Origin of the sequence: Phocaeicola sp. HCN-6420 (assembly GCF_037890145.1) — a bacterium.
Lineage (GTDB): Bacteria > Bacteroidota > Bacteroidia > Bacteroidales > Bacteroidaceae > Phocaeicola.
The window spans coordinates 142,010-156,789 of the sequence record NZ_JBBKBJ010000009.1 but is presented as its reverse complement, the minus strand read 5'-3'; the positions used below and the strand labels follow the sequence as shown (position 1 = coordinate 156,789).

At 43.1% G+C, this 14,780-nt stretch carries 13 protein-coding genes and 1 riboswitch; of the genes, 11 read left to right on the top strand and 2 right to left on the bottom strand.

Annotation, left to right across the window (positions count from 1 at the left end; genetic code table 11):
• Positions 1-54: 54 nt before the first annotated feature.
• Positions 55-756: a Crp/Fnr family transcriptional regulator gene (locus tag WKT12_RS07825; protein ID WP_340319337.1), complete on the bottom strand. Its 702-nt coding sequence runs from the start codon at positions 754-756 to the stop codon at positions 55-57.
• A gap of 118 nt (positions 757-874) precedes the next feature.
• Between WKT12_RS07825 and WKT12_RS07820 the strand changes: the two genes are divergently transcribed.
• Positions 875-3,070 (top strand): DUF5686 family protein, encoded by a 2,196-nt coding sequence (locus WKT12_RS07820; protein ID WP_340319335.1) that lies wholly within the window; start codon positions 875-877, stop codon positions 3,068-3,070.
• A gap of 13 nt (positions 3,071-3,083) precedes the next feature.
• Here the strand turns inward: WKT12_RS07820 and WKT12_RS07815 are convergent, their stop codons facing one another.
• The gene (locus WKT12_RS07815; protein WP_340319334.1) at positions 3,084-4,241 is read right to left on the bottom strand and encodes a glycosyltransferase; all 1,158 of its coding nucleotides are present in this window, start codon (positions 4,239-4,241) and stop codon (positions 3,084-3,086) included.
• A gap of 177 nt (positions 4,242-4,418) precedes the next feature.
• Here WKT12_RS07815 and lepA point away from each other — a divergent pair, with 177 nt between their 5' ends.
• The 10 genes from lepA to galE all read left to right on the top strand — a co-directional run bounded on the left by lepA (position 4,419) and on the right by galE (position 14,299).
• Positions 4,419-6,200, top strand: coding sequence for a translation elongation factor 4 (gene lepA, locus WKT12_RS07810; RefSeq protein WP_021970925.1), 1,782 nt, complete (start codon positions 4,419-4,421; stop codon positions 6,198-6,200).
• A gap of 531 nt (positions 6,201-6,731) precedes the next feature.
• The gene (locus WKT12_RS07805) at positions 6,732-7,313 is read left to right on the top strand and encodes an RNA polymerase sigma factor (RefSeq protein WP_340319333.1); all 582 of its coding nucleotides are present in this window, start codon (positions 6,732-6,734) and stop codon (positions 7,311-7,313) included.
• 100 nt (positions 7,314-7,413) lie between these two features.
• Positions 7,414-7,836 carry a SoxR reducing system RseC family protein gene (locus WKT12_RS07800; RefSeq protein WP_340319332.1) on the top strand — a complete coding sequence of 141 codons (423 nt, stop codon included), beginning with the start codon at positions 7,414-7,416 and terminating at the stop codon, positions 7,834-7,836.
• A gap of 20 nt (positions 7,837-7,856) precedes the next feature.
• Positions 7,857-8,807, top strand: a complete 951-nt coding sequence (locus WKT12_RS07795; protein ID WP_340319331.1) for a Fe-S cluster domain-containing protein — start codon at positions 7,857-7,859, stop codon at positions 8,805-8,807.
• A 35-nt stretch (positions 8,808-8,842) separates the two neighbouring features.
• Complete coding sequence (gene rsxC / locus WKT12_RS07790; protein ID WP_340319330.1) at positions 8,843-10,180, top strand: electron transport complex subunit RsxC; 1,338 nt, start codon at positions 8,843-8,845, stop codon at positions 10,178-10,180.
• Between the two features lie 13 nt (positions 10,181-10,193).
• The gene (locus tag WKT12_RS07785; RefSeq protein ID WP_021970931.1) at positions 10,194-11,183 is read left to right on the top strand and encodes an RnfABCDGE type electron transport complex subunit D; all 990 of its coding nucleotides are present in this window, start codon (positions 10,194-10,196) and stop codon (positions 11,181-11,183) included.
• A complete protein-coding gene (locus WKT12_RS07780) occupies positions 11,180-11,842 on the top strand; it encodes an RnfABCDGE type electron transport complex subunit G (RefSeq protein ID WP_340319329.1) in 663 nt (220 codons plus the stop codon). Before WKT12_RS07785 ends, WKT12_RS07780 begins: the two co-directional genes overlap by 4 nt.
• Before the next feature lie 17 nt (positions 11,843-11,859).
• A complete protein-coding gene (gene rsxE / locus WKT12_RS07775; protein WP_007561420.1) occupies positions 11,860-12,444 on the top strand; it encodes an electron transport complex subunit RsxE in 585 nt (194 codons plus the stop codon).
• A gap of 19 nt (positions 12,445-12,463) precedes the next feature.
• On the top strand, positions 12,464-13,066 hold the full coding sequence (rsxA, locus tag WKT12_RS07770; RefSeq protein ID WP_021970933.1) for an electron transport complex subunit RsxA: 603 nt from the start codon (positions 12,464-12,466) through the stop codon (positions 13,064-13,066).
• A gap of 198 nt (positions 13,067-13,264) precedes the next feature.
• A complete protein-coding gene (gene galE / locus WKT12_RS07765; protein WP_340319328.1) occupies positions 13,265-14,299 on the top strand; it encodes a UDP-glucose 4-epimerase GalE in 1,035 nt (344 codons plus the stop codon).
• A 306-nt stretch (positions 14,300-14,605) separates the two neighbouring features.
• Positions 14,606-14,674, top strand: a riboswitch (Fluoride riboswitch).
• Positions 14,675-14,780: the final 106 nt, after the last annotated feature.

Below are 14,780 nucleotides of genomic sequence, written 5' to 3'. Positions count from 1 at the left end.
TCACATAGCCTTAAAATATCAGGACATTTTCCGTATTGGATGTTTGATAAGGAATTATCCTATTTTACTTATTTTCTTCAAGCGTTCTTCATCGATGAGCTTTATTTTTCTTCCATCGATAATGATTAATTTTTCAGTTGCGAAGTTCGATAGCGTACGGATGGCGTTCGATGTTGTCATGTTTGAAAGGTTTGCCAAATCTTCTCTTGAAAGATAGATGCTGAGTGTGCACTGATCGTCTTCCAGTCCGTAAGTATCTTTCAGGAACAATAGGGATTCGGCAAGGCGTCCGCGGATGTGTTTCTGAGTCAAGTTTACTGTACGTTCGTCCGAAATACCCAAATCTTTTGAAAGCTGGCGGATAAAGAACATAGCCAGTTCCGCATTTTCCTGTATCAGCTTGACGATAACCGGCATCGGAATCAGGCATATCGTACAAGGTTCGAATGCTGCTGCTGCCGTAACAAAGTTTTCTTCTGCAAAATATGCGCGGTAAGCAAAGTATTCCTTATTCTTGATGACACGGATAATCTGGCTGCGTCCGCCAACTCCGTCTTTGTAAATCTTTACTTTTCCACTGAGCAGACACATCAAGTGCATCGGAGTTTCTCCTTCGCAATAGATTGTCTCATTTTTTTTATATTTCTGTATAGTAAAATTTTGCGCAAGTAATTCTCGTTGCGCTTCGGTAAGAGGCTGCCACAAATCAGGGATACTTTCGGCAATCTCGGCTTCTGTTAATTCCTTCTTGACCATAAGTGCTATAAAACCATGTTTTGTAGCACAAAGGTAGGAAGAAAAATTTAAAAACTTGATTTTCTCCTTGAAAAATGTCGTATAGACATGTGGATTTGTTATATATTTGCTTCGATTTATGGCGAAGTTAAGAAATATATATCATATAATATTCCGTTTGTTAGTATGCCTTTGGTTGTGCGGGTATACTACCGAAGCTTGGGGCGGCAATAATATGTCGGCCTTCTCTTATAAGCCATATGTCGCCGATACCATACTTACTCATATATTTCACTCTGCATCGGTTTATGCCAAAGAAGTTGGAGAATATAAAGCCGATTTATACTTGAAAGGCAGACTTCAGATACATAAGCAAAACAAGATTATCAAGTATGTACCTTCCATGTTCCGGTTTGAAAAAGGTGTAAACGACTATATACATGAATCTATCAGTGAGCTTCACTATACGGCACCTCGTATTTACGACCGTAAGATTCGTGCTGTTTCCACTACATTTATAGGAGGGGATAGCCGTTTCTTCGATATCATGGAGTTTGTGAAGTTTAATATTTATGCACCGTCATTGATGGAGGACAAGCTCCTTTCTCCGCTGAATGAACAATCGAGTGTACATTATTATTACCTGCTCGACTCTGTAGATTACTGGAAAGCGGGAGAAGTTTATAAAATACGAGTAATTCCGCGTTACCGAAGTACCCAGTTGCTGGAAGGCTTCTTTTGGATTTCGACAAAAGACTGGACCATACGGTATCTTAATTTTTATGGAAAGTATGATCTGACTCGTTTCCATTTGGCCATGCGTATGGGGGAAACAGAAGAAACTAGATGCCTTCCCCAACTTATTAATCTGGATATCGTGTTTAAGTTTTTGCGGAATAATCTGGAGATGAATTATACCGGCTGGCTGAAATATGATGAGGTGATTTTCAAGAAAAAGGAGGAAATGGATTTACTCCTGAAGAAAAAACATAACTACAACCTGTCCAACTCGTATACATTGACTTGTGATACGACGAGATTGGTGCAAGACCGCGATTCGTTTGCCCGTATTCGTCCGTTGCCGCTTACGGATTGGGAGGACAGTCTTTACCTGTCGTTTGATGAACGACGCCGCAAGGAGAGAGGAGATACCTTGCCAAAGGTGGAAACAAAATTCAAGAAGAATTTGGTCTATATGGGACAGTTAGGCGATGCTTTGATTAATAGTTATGATGTTGATATTTCGAAAGTAGGAAATATCACCTGCTCTCCTTTAATAAATCCACTGCTGGTGAGCTATAGTCACCGTAACGGAATTTCGTATCGTCAGGAGTTTAAGTACAATAAACTTTTTCACGATGGAAGATTGTTGCATATTGTACCGCAGATAGGTTATAATTTTACGAAGAAGGAACTCTATGCAAAGATGGATGCAGAATATGTCTATAATCCTGAAAAGCATGGAGCCATTACGATTAATGTGGGAAACGGTAACCGGATATATAGTAGTGTGGTACTCGATCAGTTGAAAGAAATTCCCGATAGCGTATTTAGTTTCGATGGACTGGAGCTGGATTATTTTAAGGATGTCTACCTGAATGTGGCGCATAACATAGAAATCTTGAACGGACTGACTATTTGGACCGGCGTAGCCATGCACTGGCGTTATGCAGCCGAAAGCACTCCGGAAGTAGCACAACGCGTACGTTTAAAGTATAACAGTTTCGCGCCTCGTTTGCGTGTGGAGTGGACTCCGGGCATGCATTATTATATGAACGGCCACCGAAAGATAAATGTCGGATCGCGTTATCCCACCTTTCTTATCGATTACGAGCGGGGTATAAAGGTAATGAAGAATTCCGGCGAATATGAACGCTTTGAGTTTTCGGCAGAACAGAAGATACGCGTCCGCGACTTACATACGATAGCTTACCACATCGGCGGAGGATTCTTTACCAACCAGAACGATATGTACTTTGTCGATTATGTGAATTTTGCCAATCGAAACCTTCCTCAAGGATGGAACGACGATATTGGAGGTACATTTCAGATGTTGGATGGACGCTGGTATAATGCTTCGCGCCATTACTTTCGTGGAAATATAACATACGAGACTCCCTTCTTGCTGCTATATCCCGTAGGACACTTGCTTTCGTTTATTCAGAAGGAACGAATCTATGCCGGCATCTTGTTCATGCCTCACCTGAATCCTTATTTGGAGCTGGGCTATGGGGTAGGAACCCATCTCTTCGATTTTGGTGTATTCATAGGCAATGAAAAAGGTAAATTCACATCAGTAGGATGCAAATTTACCTTCGAGCTCTTCAACAGATAATAATTGTATCCGTTTATTTTCTCAGAAAATCCTTTTTCTTGCGCAACAGATATTGCATTTGTCTGACCAGACTCCACAACGGGCGAAACAGGTCGAACAGCGGGAAAATACAGCATAAATTTTCGTTCAGGTCGCGGGCAGTACGGTGAAATACGCTCATGGTCGAGATGAAACGAACCAGCCAGAACAAAGCTACAATACCCGTCCCGATCCATTGCTGCTCTATGATACTCATTGCCAGTCCGCCGATTGTAGCCAGATGAAACAGTCCGCAGGTCCATGTCTCGAAAGCATTCGAGTATCTTGCCATTCCCTGATAATAATGACCTGTAACCATTGCATTCATTTTCCGTTCGAACCAGATACGTTTGTAGGGCGGAACCGGCATACGCACGATACTGTCTGTACCCGAAGCCACGCGCGTATTGTATTTGTTTGCTACAGCATTGATAAACAAGTCGTCTTCTCCACGCTGAAGTTGCAAGTGGTCGGCAAAACCTTTATGCTTTTCATACAGACTTTTCCGATAGGCAAGATTGCATCCCACGCCCATATAAGGATGTCCCGCCAAGGCCATTCCCAAATACCGCAGGGAGTGGAAGAATAAATCAGTCGTGATTCTTCGTGCGAACCAGCCTTTCTGTGGCAGATAGTTGCTGTAGCCCAGAACGATGTCTGTATCCGGAGTCATTTGGGCTGCCAGACTTTTCAACCAGTTCTTGCTGACGGGGCTACAGAAAGGTTCCGTCACAACTATCCAGTCGTAGCGGCTGGCACGTATTCCCATTGCAATACCCAGTTTCTTCCGGCTGACATAACGAGCTGTTTTCGGAATGAATGTATGGTAAAGATTTTCGTATCGGTCGGACAGCAGTTTCAGAATGTCTTCATCCTCACCGGCCGATTTGTCATTGATGACAATGACTTCAAATTTCGGATAATCTTGTTCGAGGATTGCCGGAAGGTTCTGGTTCAGCGCACTGCCGGAATCTTTTGTTACGATAATGACCGAAAGCGGAGGCAAATCCGTTGCAGACGGTCTGTTGTCTTTCTTGAAATGTTGGTGTATGCGGTTGTAGATTCCGAAGACATAGCATAATTGAATAATGCAAAGTATGCCACAGGTTGCAGCCAGCAGAAAGGTCGTAGATGCAAAATCAAGTGTAATCATGTTGTGAATCTTATAATAAAATCGGTGCAAAAATAGAGTAATTTTTCGAGATAGACGTCAATCTGACTTCTAATAAAGGATGATTTTTTGTGCCTTACTCATTTTTCTTTATCTTTGCATGACGAAAAATAAAGGTGTTACGTCGCCCGATGAATCAGAAAATATTAAAGATAAGAAATGAAGAATATACGTAATTTTTGTATTATTGCCCATATCGACCACGGAAAGTCCACATTGGCCGACAGACTTCTGGAGTATACACAGACAATTAAGATTACAGAAGGACAGATGCTGGACGACATGGATCTGGAACGTGAGCGTGGTATAACCATCAAGAGCCACGCTATCCAGATGGAGTATACCTATAAAGGAGAAAAATATATCCTGAACCTGATTGATACTCCGGGGCATGTGGACTTCTCTTATGAAGTATCCCGTTCCATTGCTGCCTGTGAAGGAGCTTTGTTGGTTGTGGATGCTTCGCAGGGTGTGCAGGCGCAGACCATTTCGAACCTGTACATGGCGTTGGAACATAACCTGGAGATTATTCCGGTAATGAACAAATGTGATATGGCAAGTGCCATGCCCGAAGAAGTGGAAGATGAAATTATCGACCTGCTGGGCTGTAAGCGTGAAGACATTATCCGCGCTTCCGGTAAGACCGGTATGGGGGTAGAGGAGATTCTTCAGGCTGTGGTAGAACGTATCCCTTGTCCGAAAGGAGACGAAAACGCACCTTTGCAGGCGCTTATCTTCGATTCTGTGTTCAACTCGTTCCGCGGTATCATCGCTTATTTCAAGGTTGTAAACGGAGTGATTCGTACAGGTGACAAAGTGAAGTTCTTCAATACCGGCAAGGAATATGATGCCGATGAAGTAGGAGTACTGAAAATGGACATGGTTCCCCGTAAAGAGCTTCGTACTGGCGACGTAGGATACATCATTTCCGGTATAAAAACTTCGAGAGAAGTTAAGGTCGGCGATACAATTACTCATATAGAATGTCCGTGTGACAAGGCTATTGACGGATTTGAGGAAGTAAAACCAATGGTGTTCGCCGGCGTTTATCCCATTGAAGCCGAAGATTATGAAAACTTGCGAGCTTCGCTGGAAAAACTGCAACTGAACGATGCTTCGCTGACCTTCCAGCCTGAATCTTCGTTGGCTTTGGGCTTCGGGTTCCGTTGCGGGTTCTTGGGACTGCTTCATATGGAAATTGTTCAGGAACGTCTGGACCGTGAGTTTGATATGAACGTCATTACTACCGTGCCCAACGTTTCGTATATGGTATACGACAAGCAGGGAAATGTACAGGAAGTACACAATCCGGGCGGTATGCCCGATCCGACATTGATCGATCACATCGAAGAACCTTATATTGATGCTTCCATCATTACGGCAACCGACTATATCGGTCCGATTATGACATTGTGTCTGGGAAAACGAGGCGAATTGGTTCGTCAGGATTACATCTCGGGAAATCGTGTAGAACTGCATTATAAAATGCCGTTAGGCGAAATTGTAATCGACTTTTATGATAAGTTGAAGAGTATTTCCAAGGGATATGCTTCGTTCGATTACCATCAGTCTGGTTTCCGTCCTTCGAAACTTGTCAAGCTCGATATCCTGCTGAACGGGGAATCGGTCGATGCGCTTTCTACGTTAACCCATTTCGACAATGCTTACGACCTGGGACGCCGCATGTGCGAAAAGCTGAAAGAACTCATACCACGCCAGCAATTTGAAATTGCCATTCAGGCTGCAATCGGTGCGAAGATTATCGCCCGAGAAACAATCAAGGCTGTCCGTAAGGATGTAACTGCCAAATGTTATGGTGGTGATGTCAGCCGTAAGCGTAAGCTGCTCGAAAAGCAGAAGAAAGGAAAGAAGCGAATGAAACAGATCGGTACGGTGGAAGTACCGCAGAAGGCATTCCTTGCTGTCCTCAAACTTGATTAAATTTTTATATCTTTTATTTTTGCGCCCTTTGTGTCATCATCTCTCCGGTATCCGGTGCAGACATGGTACGAAGGGCGTTTTTATATCCGTACAAAAACTTCCATACGTTTATTTTAAATGTCCTTCATGTCTTTCGGAATTTGTGCTGACGTTTTTTATTTTTTTGTACAAAAGATTTTTTTATTTGTACAAAAAACAAGCTGAATTTGCCGTCGTTTTTCTTTAAATCTGTAAGTCTTTTTATGAAAAGACATTTTCACTTTTTCGGCAAAGTCTTTAAGATAAATTTTGAAAATACGGAAAAAAGAGTTTCCTTTGTAACAAATCATTAAACAAAACTGTGTTTAATAGGAATTAAAGGTACTTCTGTTGAATATGATTGGTTTGTGGTTTTAACCTTTGAATTAATGGTCTGTAGCACGGTATTCTCTCTTTTGTACTATATTCCCTTTGGTATCCCGGAAGATAAGTCTTGCCTGATTACGGTGTATGCAGGCAGATTGTTTAACCTCTAACCTTTTCTCTGTTATTATGGAGGATAATGAAAAAGCATTTCCAGACGATGAGCTGGTGACAATGTTTCGTGGCGGTGATAATCATGCTTTCGAAATCTTACTGGCCCGCTATACGGGTGATATAATGAAGTCGATAAGGAGGAGTACTGTTAGCTGTAGTGAGAGTACCGACGATTTATATCAGGAAGTAGTAGTTCACGTTTGTGAAAAGTTGAAGAATGTATATCAGACTGACGGACGCTTCGGGGCATGGCTGAATTGTGTAGTGGGGAATTTTTTATGCAGCGTTTATCGCAAGAAAAGTCATGAGTGTTTGCCGCTGAAACTGGATATGCTGAAAGATGAATGTACGGCTGATAATTTACTTACGGCCGAAAACAAGGAGCAAAAGTTTATTGATTTAAAATGTGCCGTTGGCGAATTGCCGGAAAATCTATCGGAACTGGTTCGGATGAAGATCTGGTATGGCATGACATATCAGGAAATTTCCGATCGTACAGGCATTAATCGTTCCACGGTAGCAAAGCGTTTAAAGTCTGCCTATCAGGAGCTGGAAAAGAAGATGTTGGCTATGGGATACGATGATGCTTTAATATAAATTTTTACTTTTTTTAATGAGAAAAACTTTGTTAACGTTACCAATGAAACAATATTTATAGTACATTTGCCACGAATTTGTAAAGTACGGTTTGCAAAAGATGGTAACTAACATTAAACATCTAGGTATTGTGGAAAACATCAATGGCTCTCGCCTGAAAGTGAAAATAGTGCAGAGTTCTGCGTGCTCATCTTGTAGCGTAAAGGCACACTGCAGCGCTTCCGAAACGAAAGAAAAAATAATTGATGTTTATAATAAAAACAATGTTCCTTGCCAGATAGGCGAGCAAGTTATGATTGTGGGAACAACGTCGATGGGCATGAAAGCCGTGTTGCTGGCTTTCGTGCTTCCTTTTGTCGTGCTGTTGCTTTCATTGATTGTTTCGCTGAAACTGACGGGAGGGGACGAGGCTTTTTCTGCTTTGGTTTCATTAGGGACACTGGTTCCTTATTACCTTATTATATATATATGCAGAAAGAAGATCAGCCGTTCGTTCATGTTTACATTAGAATCAATATATTAATAAACTAATTTTATACTTTTATGAACTTAATTTTGGTTGCAGTAATTTCATTGGGAGCTATAGGCTTGATTGCCGCAGTAATCTTGTACGTGGCTTCGAAGAAGTTTGCTGTGTATGAAGATCCGCGAATCGCTCAGGTAGCCGAGGTGCTTCCTCAAGCCAATTGCGGTGGATGTGGTTATCCGGGATGCTCTGGTTTTGCCGCAGCTTGCGTAAAAGCTGGTTCACTGGAAGGAAAACTATGTCCGGTAGGCGGTCAACCTACTATGGAAAAGGTCGCTGGTATTTTGGGACTGGAAGCTGTTGCTTCGGAACCGAAAGTAGCGGTAGTAAGATGTAACGGTACATGTGCCAACCGTCCGAAGCTGACTCAGTACGATGGCGTCCGTTCATGTGTGGTTGCCAATTCTACTTACGGAGGTGAAACCGGGTGTACATTCGGTTGTCTGGGCTGCGGTGACTGTGTAAATGCCTGCCAGTTTGATGCTATCCACATGAATCCTGAAACAGGATTGCCTGAGGTAGACGAAAGCAAGTGTACGGCTTGTGGCGCCTGTAGCAAGGCTTGTCCGCGCAACATTATCGAAATTCGTCCGAAGGGCAAGAACAATCGCCGTGTGTATGTACAGTGCGTCAACAAAGATAAAGGTGCTGTAGCACGTAAGGCTTGTACTGCTGCATGTATCGGTTGCGGAAAGTGTGTGAAGGTTTGTCCGTTTGAAGCTATTACTTTGGAAAACAACCTGGCATATATCGATCCTGCTAAGTGTAAATCTTGTCGCAAGTGCGAGACCGAATGCCCTCAGAATGCAATTATCGCAGTCAACTTCCCGCCGCGTAAGGCTAAACCTGCAGAACCTGCTCCGGCTGCTGCTCCTGCTGCACCGAAGGCTGCTGCCCAGCCGACCGCTGAACCTAAGAACGAAACGGTAGAAGTGAAAGCTGCTGAAGCTCCAAAAGCTGAGGCTTAATCAACAATTAGTAATTAATTAAAAAAGATATTACAGTGAAGACATTTAGAATTGGTGGAGTTCATCCAGCAGAAAATAAATTGTCAGCAGGCAAAGCAATTGAAACTCTTGCTCTTCCAAAGCAGGCTGTTTTCCCTTTGTCGCAGCATATCGGTGCTCCCGCTACTGCTATCGTAAAAAAAGGTGATGTAGTGAAGGTGGGAACCAAGATTGCTGAAGCCGGGGGCTTTGTTTCGGCTGCTATCTTCTCTTCTGTATCCGGTAAGGTGAACAAGATAGATAGCGTTATCGACGCCAGTGGTTATCGTAAACCGGCTATTTTTATCGACGTAGAAGGTGACGAATGGGAAGAAAGTATTGATCGCAGCACTAAGCTGGTAAAGGAATGTAACTTGACTCCTGAAGAAATTGTTGCTAAAATAAAAAATGCAGGCGTTGTTGGTATGGGTGGTGCTTGCTTCCCGACTCATGTAAAACTGACTCCTCCTCCGGGCTGCAAGGCCGAGTGTGTAATTATCAATGCCGTAGAGTGTGAACCGTATCTGACTGCCGACCATCGTTTGATGCTTGAAAAGCCTGATGAGATTCTGGTAGGAGTGCAGATCCTGATGAAGGCTGCCAAGGTAACCAAGGCTTATATCGGCATTGAAAACAATAAGCCCGATGCCATCAAGCTGATGACTGAGAAGGCTGCTTCTTATCCGGGCATCGAGGTTGTGCCTCTGAAAGTGAAATATCCGCAGGGCGGTGAAAAACAGTTGATTGATGCTGTAATCGGACGTCAGGTCCCGGCTCCTCCTGCCATTCCTATCAATGTAGGTGCGGTTGTGCAGAACGTAGGAACTGCTTATGCTGTATATGAAGCTGTACAGAAGAACAAGCCTTTGTTCGAACGTATTGTTACCGTAACAGGTAAATCATTGAAGAATTCTTCTAACTTCCTGACTCGTATGGGTACTCCGATGAGCCAGTTGATTGACGCTGCTGGAGGTCTGCCCGAAGATACGGGTAAGGTAATCGGTGGCGGTCCGATGATGGGTAAGGCGCTTGCCAATACAGAAGTGCCTATCTGCAAAGGTAGTTCGGGTGTATTGATTATGAACGACAAGGAAGCACGCCGTGCGGAACCTCAGCCGTGTATCCGTTGTGCCAAGTGTGTAAGCGCTTGTCCGATGGGACTGGAACCGTTCTTGCTGGCTACTTGTTCGGCTCATGGTGACTGGGAACGTGTGGAACATGAAATGATCATGTCTTGTATCGAATGCGGTTCATGTCAGTTTACATGTCCTTCTCATCGTCCGATGTTGGATTACATTCGTTTAGGTAAAGGTAAGGTGGGCGGAATTATCCGTGCACGTAACGCTAAAAAATAATTGAAATCGAATTATGGCAAACAAATTAATTGTATCATTATCACCCCACGTGCATAGCGGTGACAGCGTACAGAAGAATATGTACGGCGTTATCATCGCTCTGATACCTGCCTTGCTTGTGTCATTCTACATGTTCGGCCTGGGGGCTGTTATCGTTACGCTGACTTCTGTCATTGCGTGTCTGTTCTTTGAATGGGCTATTACAAAATACATCCTGAAACGTGAACGTACAACCATCACCGATGGTTCGGCTGCGTTGACGGGACTTCTTCTGGCATTTAACTTGCCTTCTAATCTTCCGTTGTGGATTATCATTATCGGTGCGCTGGTTGCTATCGGCGTAGGTAAGATGACTTTCGGCGGACTGGGATGCAATCCGTTTAACCCAGCACTGGTGGGACGTATCTTCTTGCTGATTTCTTTCCCGGTACAGATGACTTCATGGCCTGTTGCCGGACAGTGGGCAAGCTATACGGATGCTGAAACAGCTGCTACTCCGCTTGCACTGATGAAGCAGGCTGTACATGGCGATGCAAGTGCATTGAGCCAGTTGCCTGATACGATGAGCCTGTTCCTGGGTAATAATCCGGGATGTATCGGTGAAATCAGTTCATTGGCTTTGCTGATCGGTCTGGCATATATGTTGTGGAAGAAGATTATCTCATGGCATATTCCGGTGTCAATCATTGTAACTGTATTTGTTTTCTCTGGCTTGATGCATCTGGCTAACCCGACTGTTTACGCATCGCCGTTCGCTCATCTGTTTACAGGTGGACTGATGCTGGGAGCTATCTTCATGGCAACCGACTATGTTACTTCACCGATGACTCATAAAGGCATGATTATTTACGGTGTGGCTATCGGATTCCTGACAGTTGTTATTCGTCTTTTCGGTGCTTATCCGGAAGGAATGTCATTCGCTATCTTCATTATGAATGCATTTACTCCGTTGATTAACACTTATTGTAAACCTAAACGATTCGGGGAGGTAGTGAAGAAATGAAAAAACTTGAATCATCTTTAAAGAATATGGCTCTGGCACTGACTGGCTTTTCTGTTGTAGCCGGAGCTCTGCTGGGCTGGGTGAACGATGTGACCGCTGAGCCGATTGCACAGGCAAATGCCAAGACATTGAGCGATGCAATTGCTGTAGTGGTTCCGGGATTCGACAATAATCCTGCCGAAGCGCCCGAAACTGTAGAAGTAAACGGTGCAACTTACAAAATTTATAAGGCAACGAAAGATGGACAGCCTATTGGTGCTGCCGTAGAATCGTCTGCTAATGGTTTTGGTGGTACGCTGACTGTTCTGGTTGGTTTTGATAACGATGGCAACATCATCGACTATTCTTTGCTGAGCCATGCCGAAACTCCGGGACTGGGTTCGAAGGCTGCCGACTGGTTTAAGAAAGGAGCCAAGGGTGACATTACCGGAAAGAATCCGGGTGAAGCACCTTTGACAGTAAGCAAGGATGGTGGACAGATTGATGCAATCACTGCCTCTACCATTACTTCACGCGCTTTCTTGCTGGCAGTGAACAATGCGTATGCTGCATATAAGAATCAGCATGTAGACAGCATGAGTGGAGCTACTTCACACGCTGCATCGAAAGATGAAGCACCGGCTGCTGCGGCTGATAGTACAAATGTTGAAAATAATTAATAGGAGAGGAGCAGACTATGAATAATTTTAAAGTATTGATGAACGGGATTGTTAAGGAAAATCCTACGTTTGTACTCCTTCTGGGTATGTGTCCTACTTTGGGTACTACCTCTTCGGCCATCAATGGTATGGGTATGGGACTGGCTACGATGTTCGTACTGATTTGTTCGAATGTGGTAATCTCATTGATAAAGAATCTGGTTCCCGACATGGTACGTATTCCTATCTTCGTTGTGGTTATCGCTTCGTTCGTAACCTTGTTACAGATGGTTATGCAGGCATATGTTCCTGCTCTGTATGCTACCCTTGGTTTGTTTATCCCCTTGATTGTGGTGAACTGTATCTTGCTGGGACGTGCAGAGGCTTTTGCTGCAAAGAACAATCCGCTGTCGTCGTTCTTCGACGGTCTGGGTATGGGACTTGGCTTCACCATTGCCTTGACATTGCTGGGTGGTGTTCGTGAATTCCTTGGAACAGGTAAGTTGTTCAACATCGCCATCATGCCTGAAGACTATGGCATGTTGATTTTCGTGCTGGCTCCTGGTGCATTTATTGTGTTGGGTTACCTCATTGCTATCGTAAACCGTCTGAAAAAGGCATAACTCCTAAAAAGAAAAAGATATGGAATATATATTGATATTTATCACCGCTATCTTTGTGAACAACATTGTGTTGTCACAATTCCTCGGTATCTGTCCGTTCTTGGGCGTATCTAAGAAGGTAGAAACCGCTATGGGTATGGGAGCTGCTGTTGCTTTCGTGTTGACACTGGCTACCATCGTAACGTATGTTATCCAGAAGTTTGTCCTTGATGCTTTCGGACTGGGTTATTTGCAGACCATTGCATTTATCCTTGTCATCGCTGCATTGGTACAGATGGTGGAAATCATCTTGAAGAAAGTTTCTCCGGCTTTGTATCAGGCACTGGGAGTATTCTTGCCGCTGATTACGACAAACTGCTGTATTCTGGGTGTTACTATTCTGGTTATCCAGAAAAACTATGATTTGCTGACAGGTGTTATCTATGCATTCTCTACGGCACTCGGATTCGCTTTGGCGCTGATTGTGTTTGCAGGTATTCGCGAACAACTCAGCTTGGTCAATATTCCGAAAGGCATGCGTGGAATGTCTATTGCATTGGTTACTGCTGGTTTGCTGGCAATGGCATTCATGGGATTCTCTGGTGTAGATAAAGGTTTGGCTGTTTTGTTTGGCTTGCAATAACGGATAAGGTACACCTTATATATATAGGAGAGCAGAGCTTCTTATATCCGAACGGATGAAGAGGCTCTGCTCTTTTTGTATGTCTGTATATTTATTTAAAGAATTTGATATAGTTTTTTCTGACAGATTGTGTGATATTCGATAATTATTTCTACTTTTGTTGAAGCAAATATTTATAGGACGTAATTTAATAGCAATATGAAAGAAAGAATTCTGGTTACAGGTGGAACGGGGTATATCGGTTCTCATACAGTTGTAGAACTTCAGAATAGTGGTTACGAGGTAATTATCGTAGATAATCTTTCGAACTCGCGTGCCGACGTAGTCGATAACATAGAAAAGATTACAGGTATTCGTCCTGAATTCGAGCAGGTAGACTGCTTGGACTATGCAGGAATGGATGCTGTTTTTGCTAAATATCCGGGCATTAAAGGTATTATCCATTTTGCAGCAAGTAAGGCTGTTGGCGAATCTGTTCAGAAACCTTTATTGTATTATCGCAATAACTTGGTTTCATTGATCAATATACTTGAACTGATGCCTAAACACAATGTGCCGGGCATTATCTTCTCATCTTCGTGTACAGTATATGGACAGCCGGACAAACTTCCCGTTACGGAAGAAGCTCCGATTAAGAAAGCAGAGTCTCCTTATGGAAACACGAAACAGATTAATGAAGAAATTATTCGTGATACAGTAGCTTCCGGTTCTCCTATCCATGCTATCCTGTTGCGTTATTTCAACCCGATTGGCGCTCATCCAAGTGCTCTTATCGGTGAATTGCCAAATGGTGTTCCGCAGAACCTTATTCCGTATCTGACTCAGACGGCTATTGGTATTCGTGAAAAACTGAGTGTTTTTGGTGATGATTACAATACTCCTGATGGTTCTTGTATTCGCGACTACATTTATGTGGTAGATTTGGCCAAGGCACATGTCATTGCTATGAACCGTATTCTGCAGAATAAGCAGAAGGATAAAGTGGAAGTATTCAATATCGGTACCGGTAGAGGCGTTTCCGTTTTGGAACTGATTCATGCATTTGAGGCTGCTACAGGTGTTAAATTGAATTATCAGATTGCAGGTCGTCGTGCCGGTGATATTGAAAAAGTATGGGCAGATCCTACTTATGCAAATAACGAGCTGGGCTGGAAAGCAGAAACTTCAATAGAAGAAACATTGCGTTCAGCTTGGAACTGGCAGTTAAAACTTCGTGAAAGAGGAGTACAATAAGTGGCTAAAATTTGTTTTGATAAAAAACGTTAATATATAAAACCAAAACGTTTGAAGAAATGTTTTATTGATGCAGACGCTTAAGGTACTTGGATGTATGTGAATATGTACAAGTATTGTCTGTTCCCTTATAGGGGACGGGGCGTTTATGCATAGTAGTTTTGTCGTGTTTTATTTTGTGTTTGTGTTGTGACTGTTTCTCGACGTGAGTCGAGAAACAGTTTTTTTATTTCTGGATTTTATTATACCTTTGCGGCCGATTTCCTAAGTCGGGCTGGTATTTGTTGGAAGATTCAGACAGATTTCTGAAATCGGGGGAATGGGACTTCCCTGTTATAAACCGCTAATAGAATAGCTGATAGTTCCTGCCGGAGTTAGTCTTTTGTAAGGCTGGCAGGGTAATTATGTCCTCATCTGCTTGTCCGAAAAGAGTTCCGGCTTTCATTTTTTGAGAAAATATATTTATGGTATAAGAAAAATT

What these genes read in the sequence shown, in the direction of transcription:
- WKT12_RS07825 (WP_340319337.1), bottom strand. Translation starts at nt 756, where the DNA reads ATGGTCAAGAAGGAATTAACAGAAGCCGAGATTGCCGAAAGTATCCCT.
- WKT12_RS07820 (WP_340319335.1), top strand. Translation starts at nt 875, where the DNA reads ATGGCGAAGTTAAGAAATATATATCATATAATATTCCGTTTGTTAGTA.
- WKT12_RS07815 (WP_340319334.1), bottom strand. Translation starts at nt 4,241, where the DNA reads ATGATTACACTTGATTTTGCATCTACGACCTTTCTGCTGGCTGCAACC.
- lepA (WP_021970925.1), top strand. Translation starts at nt 4,419, where the DNA reads ATGAAGAATATACGTAATTTTTGTATTATTGCCCATATCGACCACGGA.
- WKT12_RS07805 (WP_340319333.1), top strand. Translation starts at nt 6,732, where the DNA reads ATGGAGGATAATGAAAAAGCATTTCCAGACGATGAGCTGGTGACAATG.
- WKT12_RS07800 (WP_340319332.1), top strand. Translation starts at nt 7,414, where the DNA reads ATGGTAACTAACATTAAACATCTAGGTATTGTGGAAAACATCAATGGC.
- WKT12_RS07795 (WP_340319331.1), top strand. Translation starts at nt 7,857, where the DNA reads ATGAACTTAATTTTGGTTGCAGTAATTTCATTGGGAGCTATAGGCTTG.
- WKT12_RS07785 (WP_021970931.1), top strand. Translation starts at nt 10,194, where the DNA reads ATGGCAAACAAATTAATTGTATCATTATCACCCCACGTGCATAGCGGT.
- WKT12_RS07780 (WP_340319329.1), top strand. Translation starts at nt 11,180, where the DNA reads ATGAAAAAACTTGAATCATCTTTAAAGAATATGGCTCTGGCACTGACT.
- rsxE (WP_007561420.1), top strand. Translation starts at nt 11,860, where the DNA reads ATGAATAATTTTAAAGTATTGATGAACGGGATTGTTAAGGAAAATCCT.
- rsxA (WP_021970933.1), top strand. Translation starts at nt 12,464, where the DNA reads ATGGAATATATATTGATATTTATCACCGCTATCTTTGTGAACAACATT.
- galE (WP_340319328.1), top strand. Translation starts at nt 13,265, where the DNA reads ATGAAAGAAAGAATTCTGGTTACAGGTGGAACGGGGTATATCGGTTCT.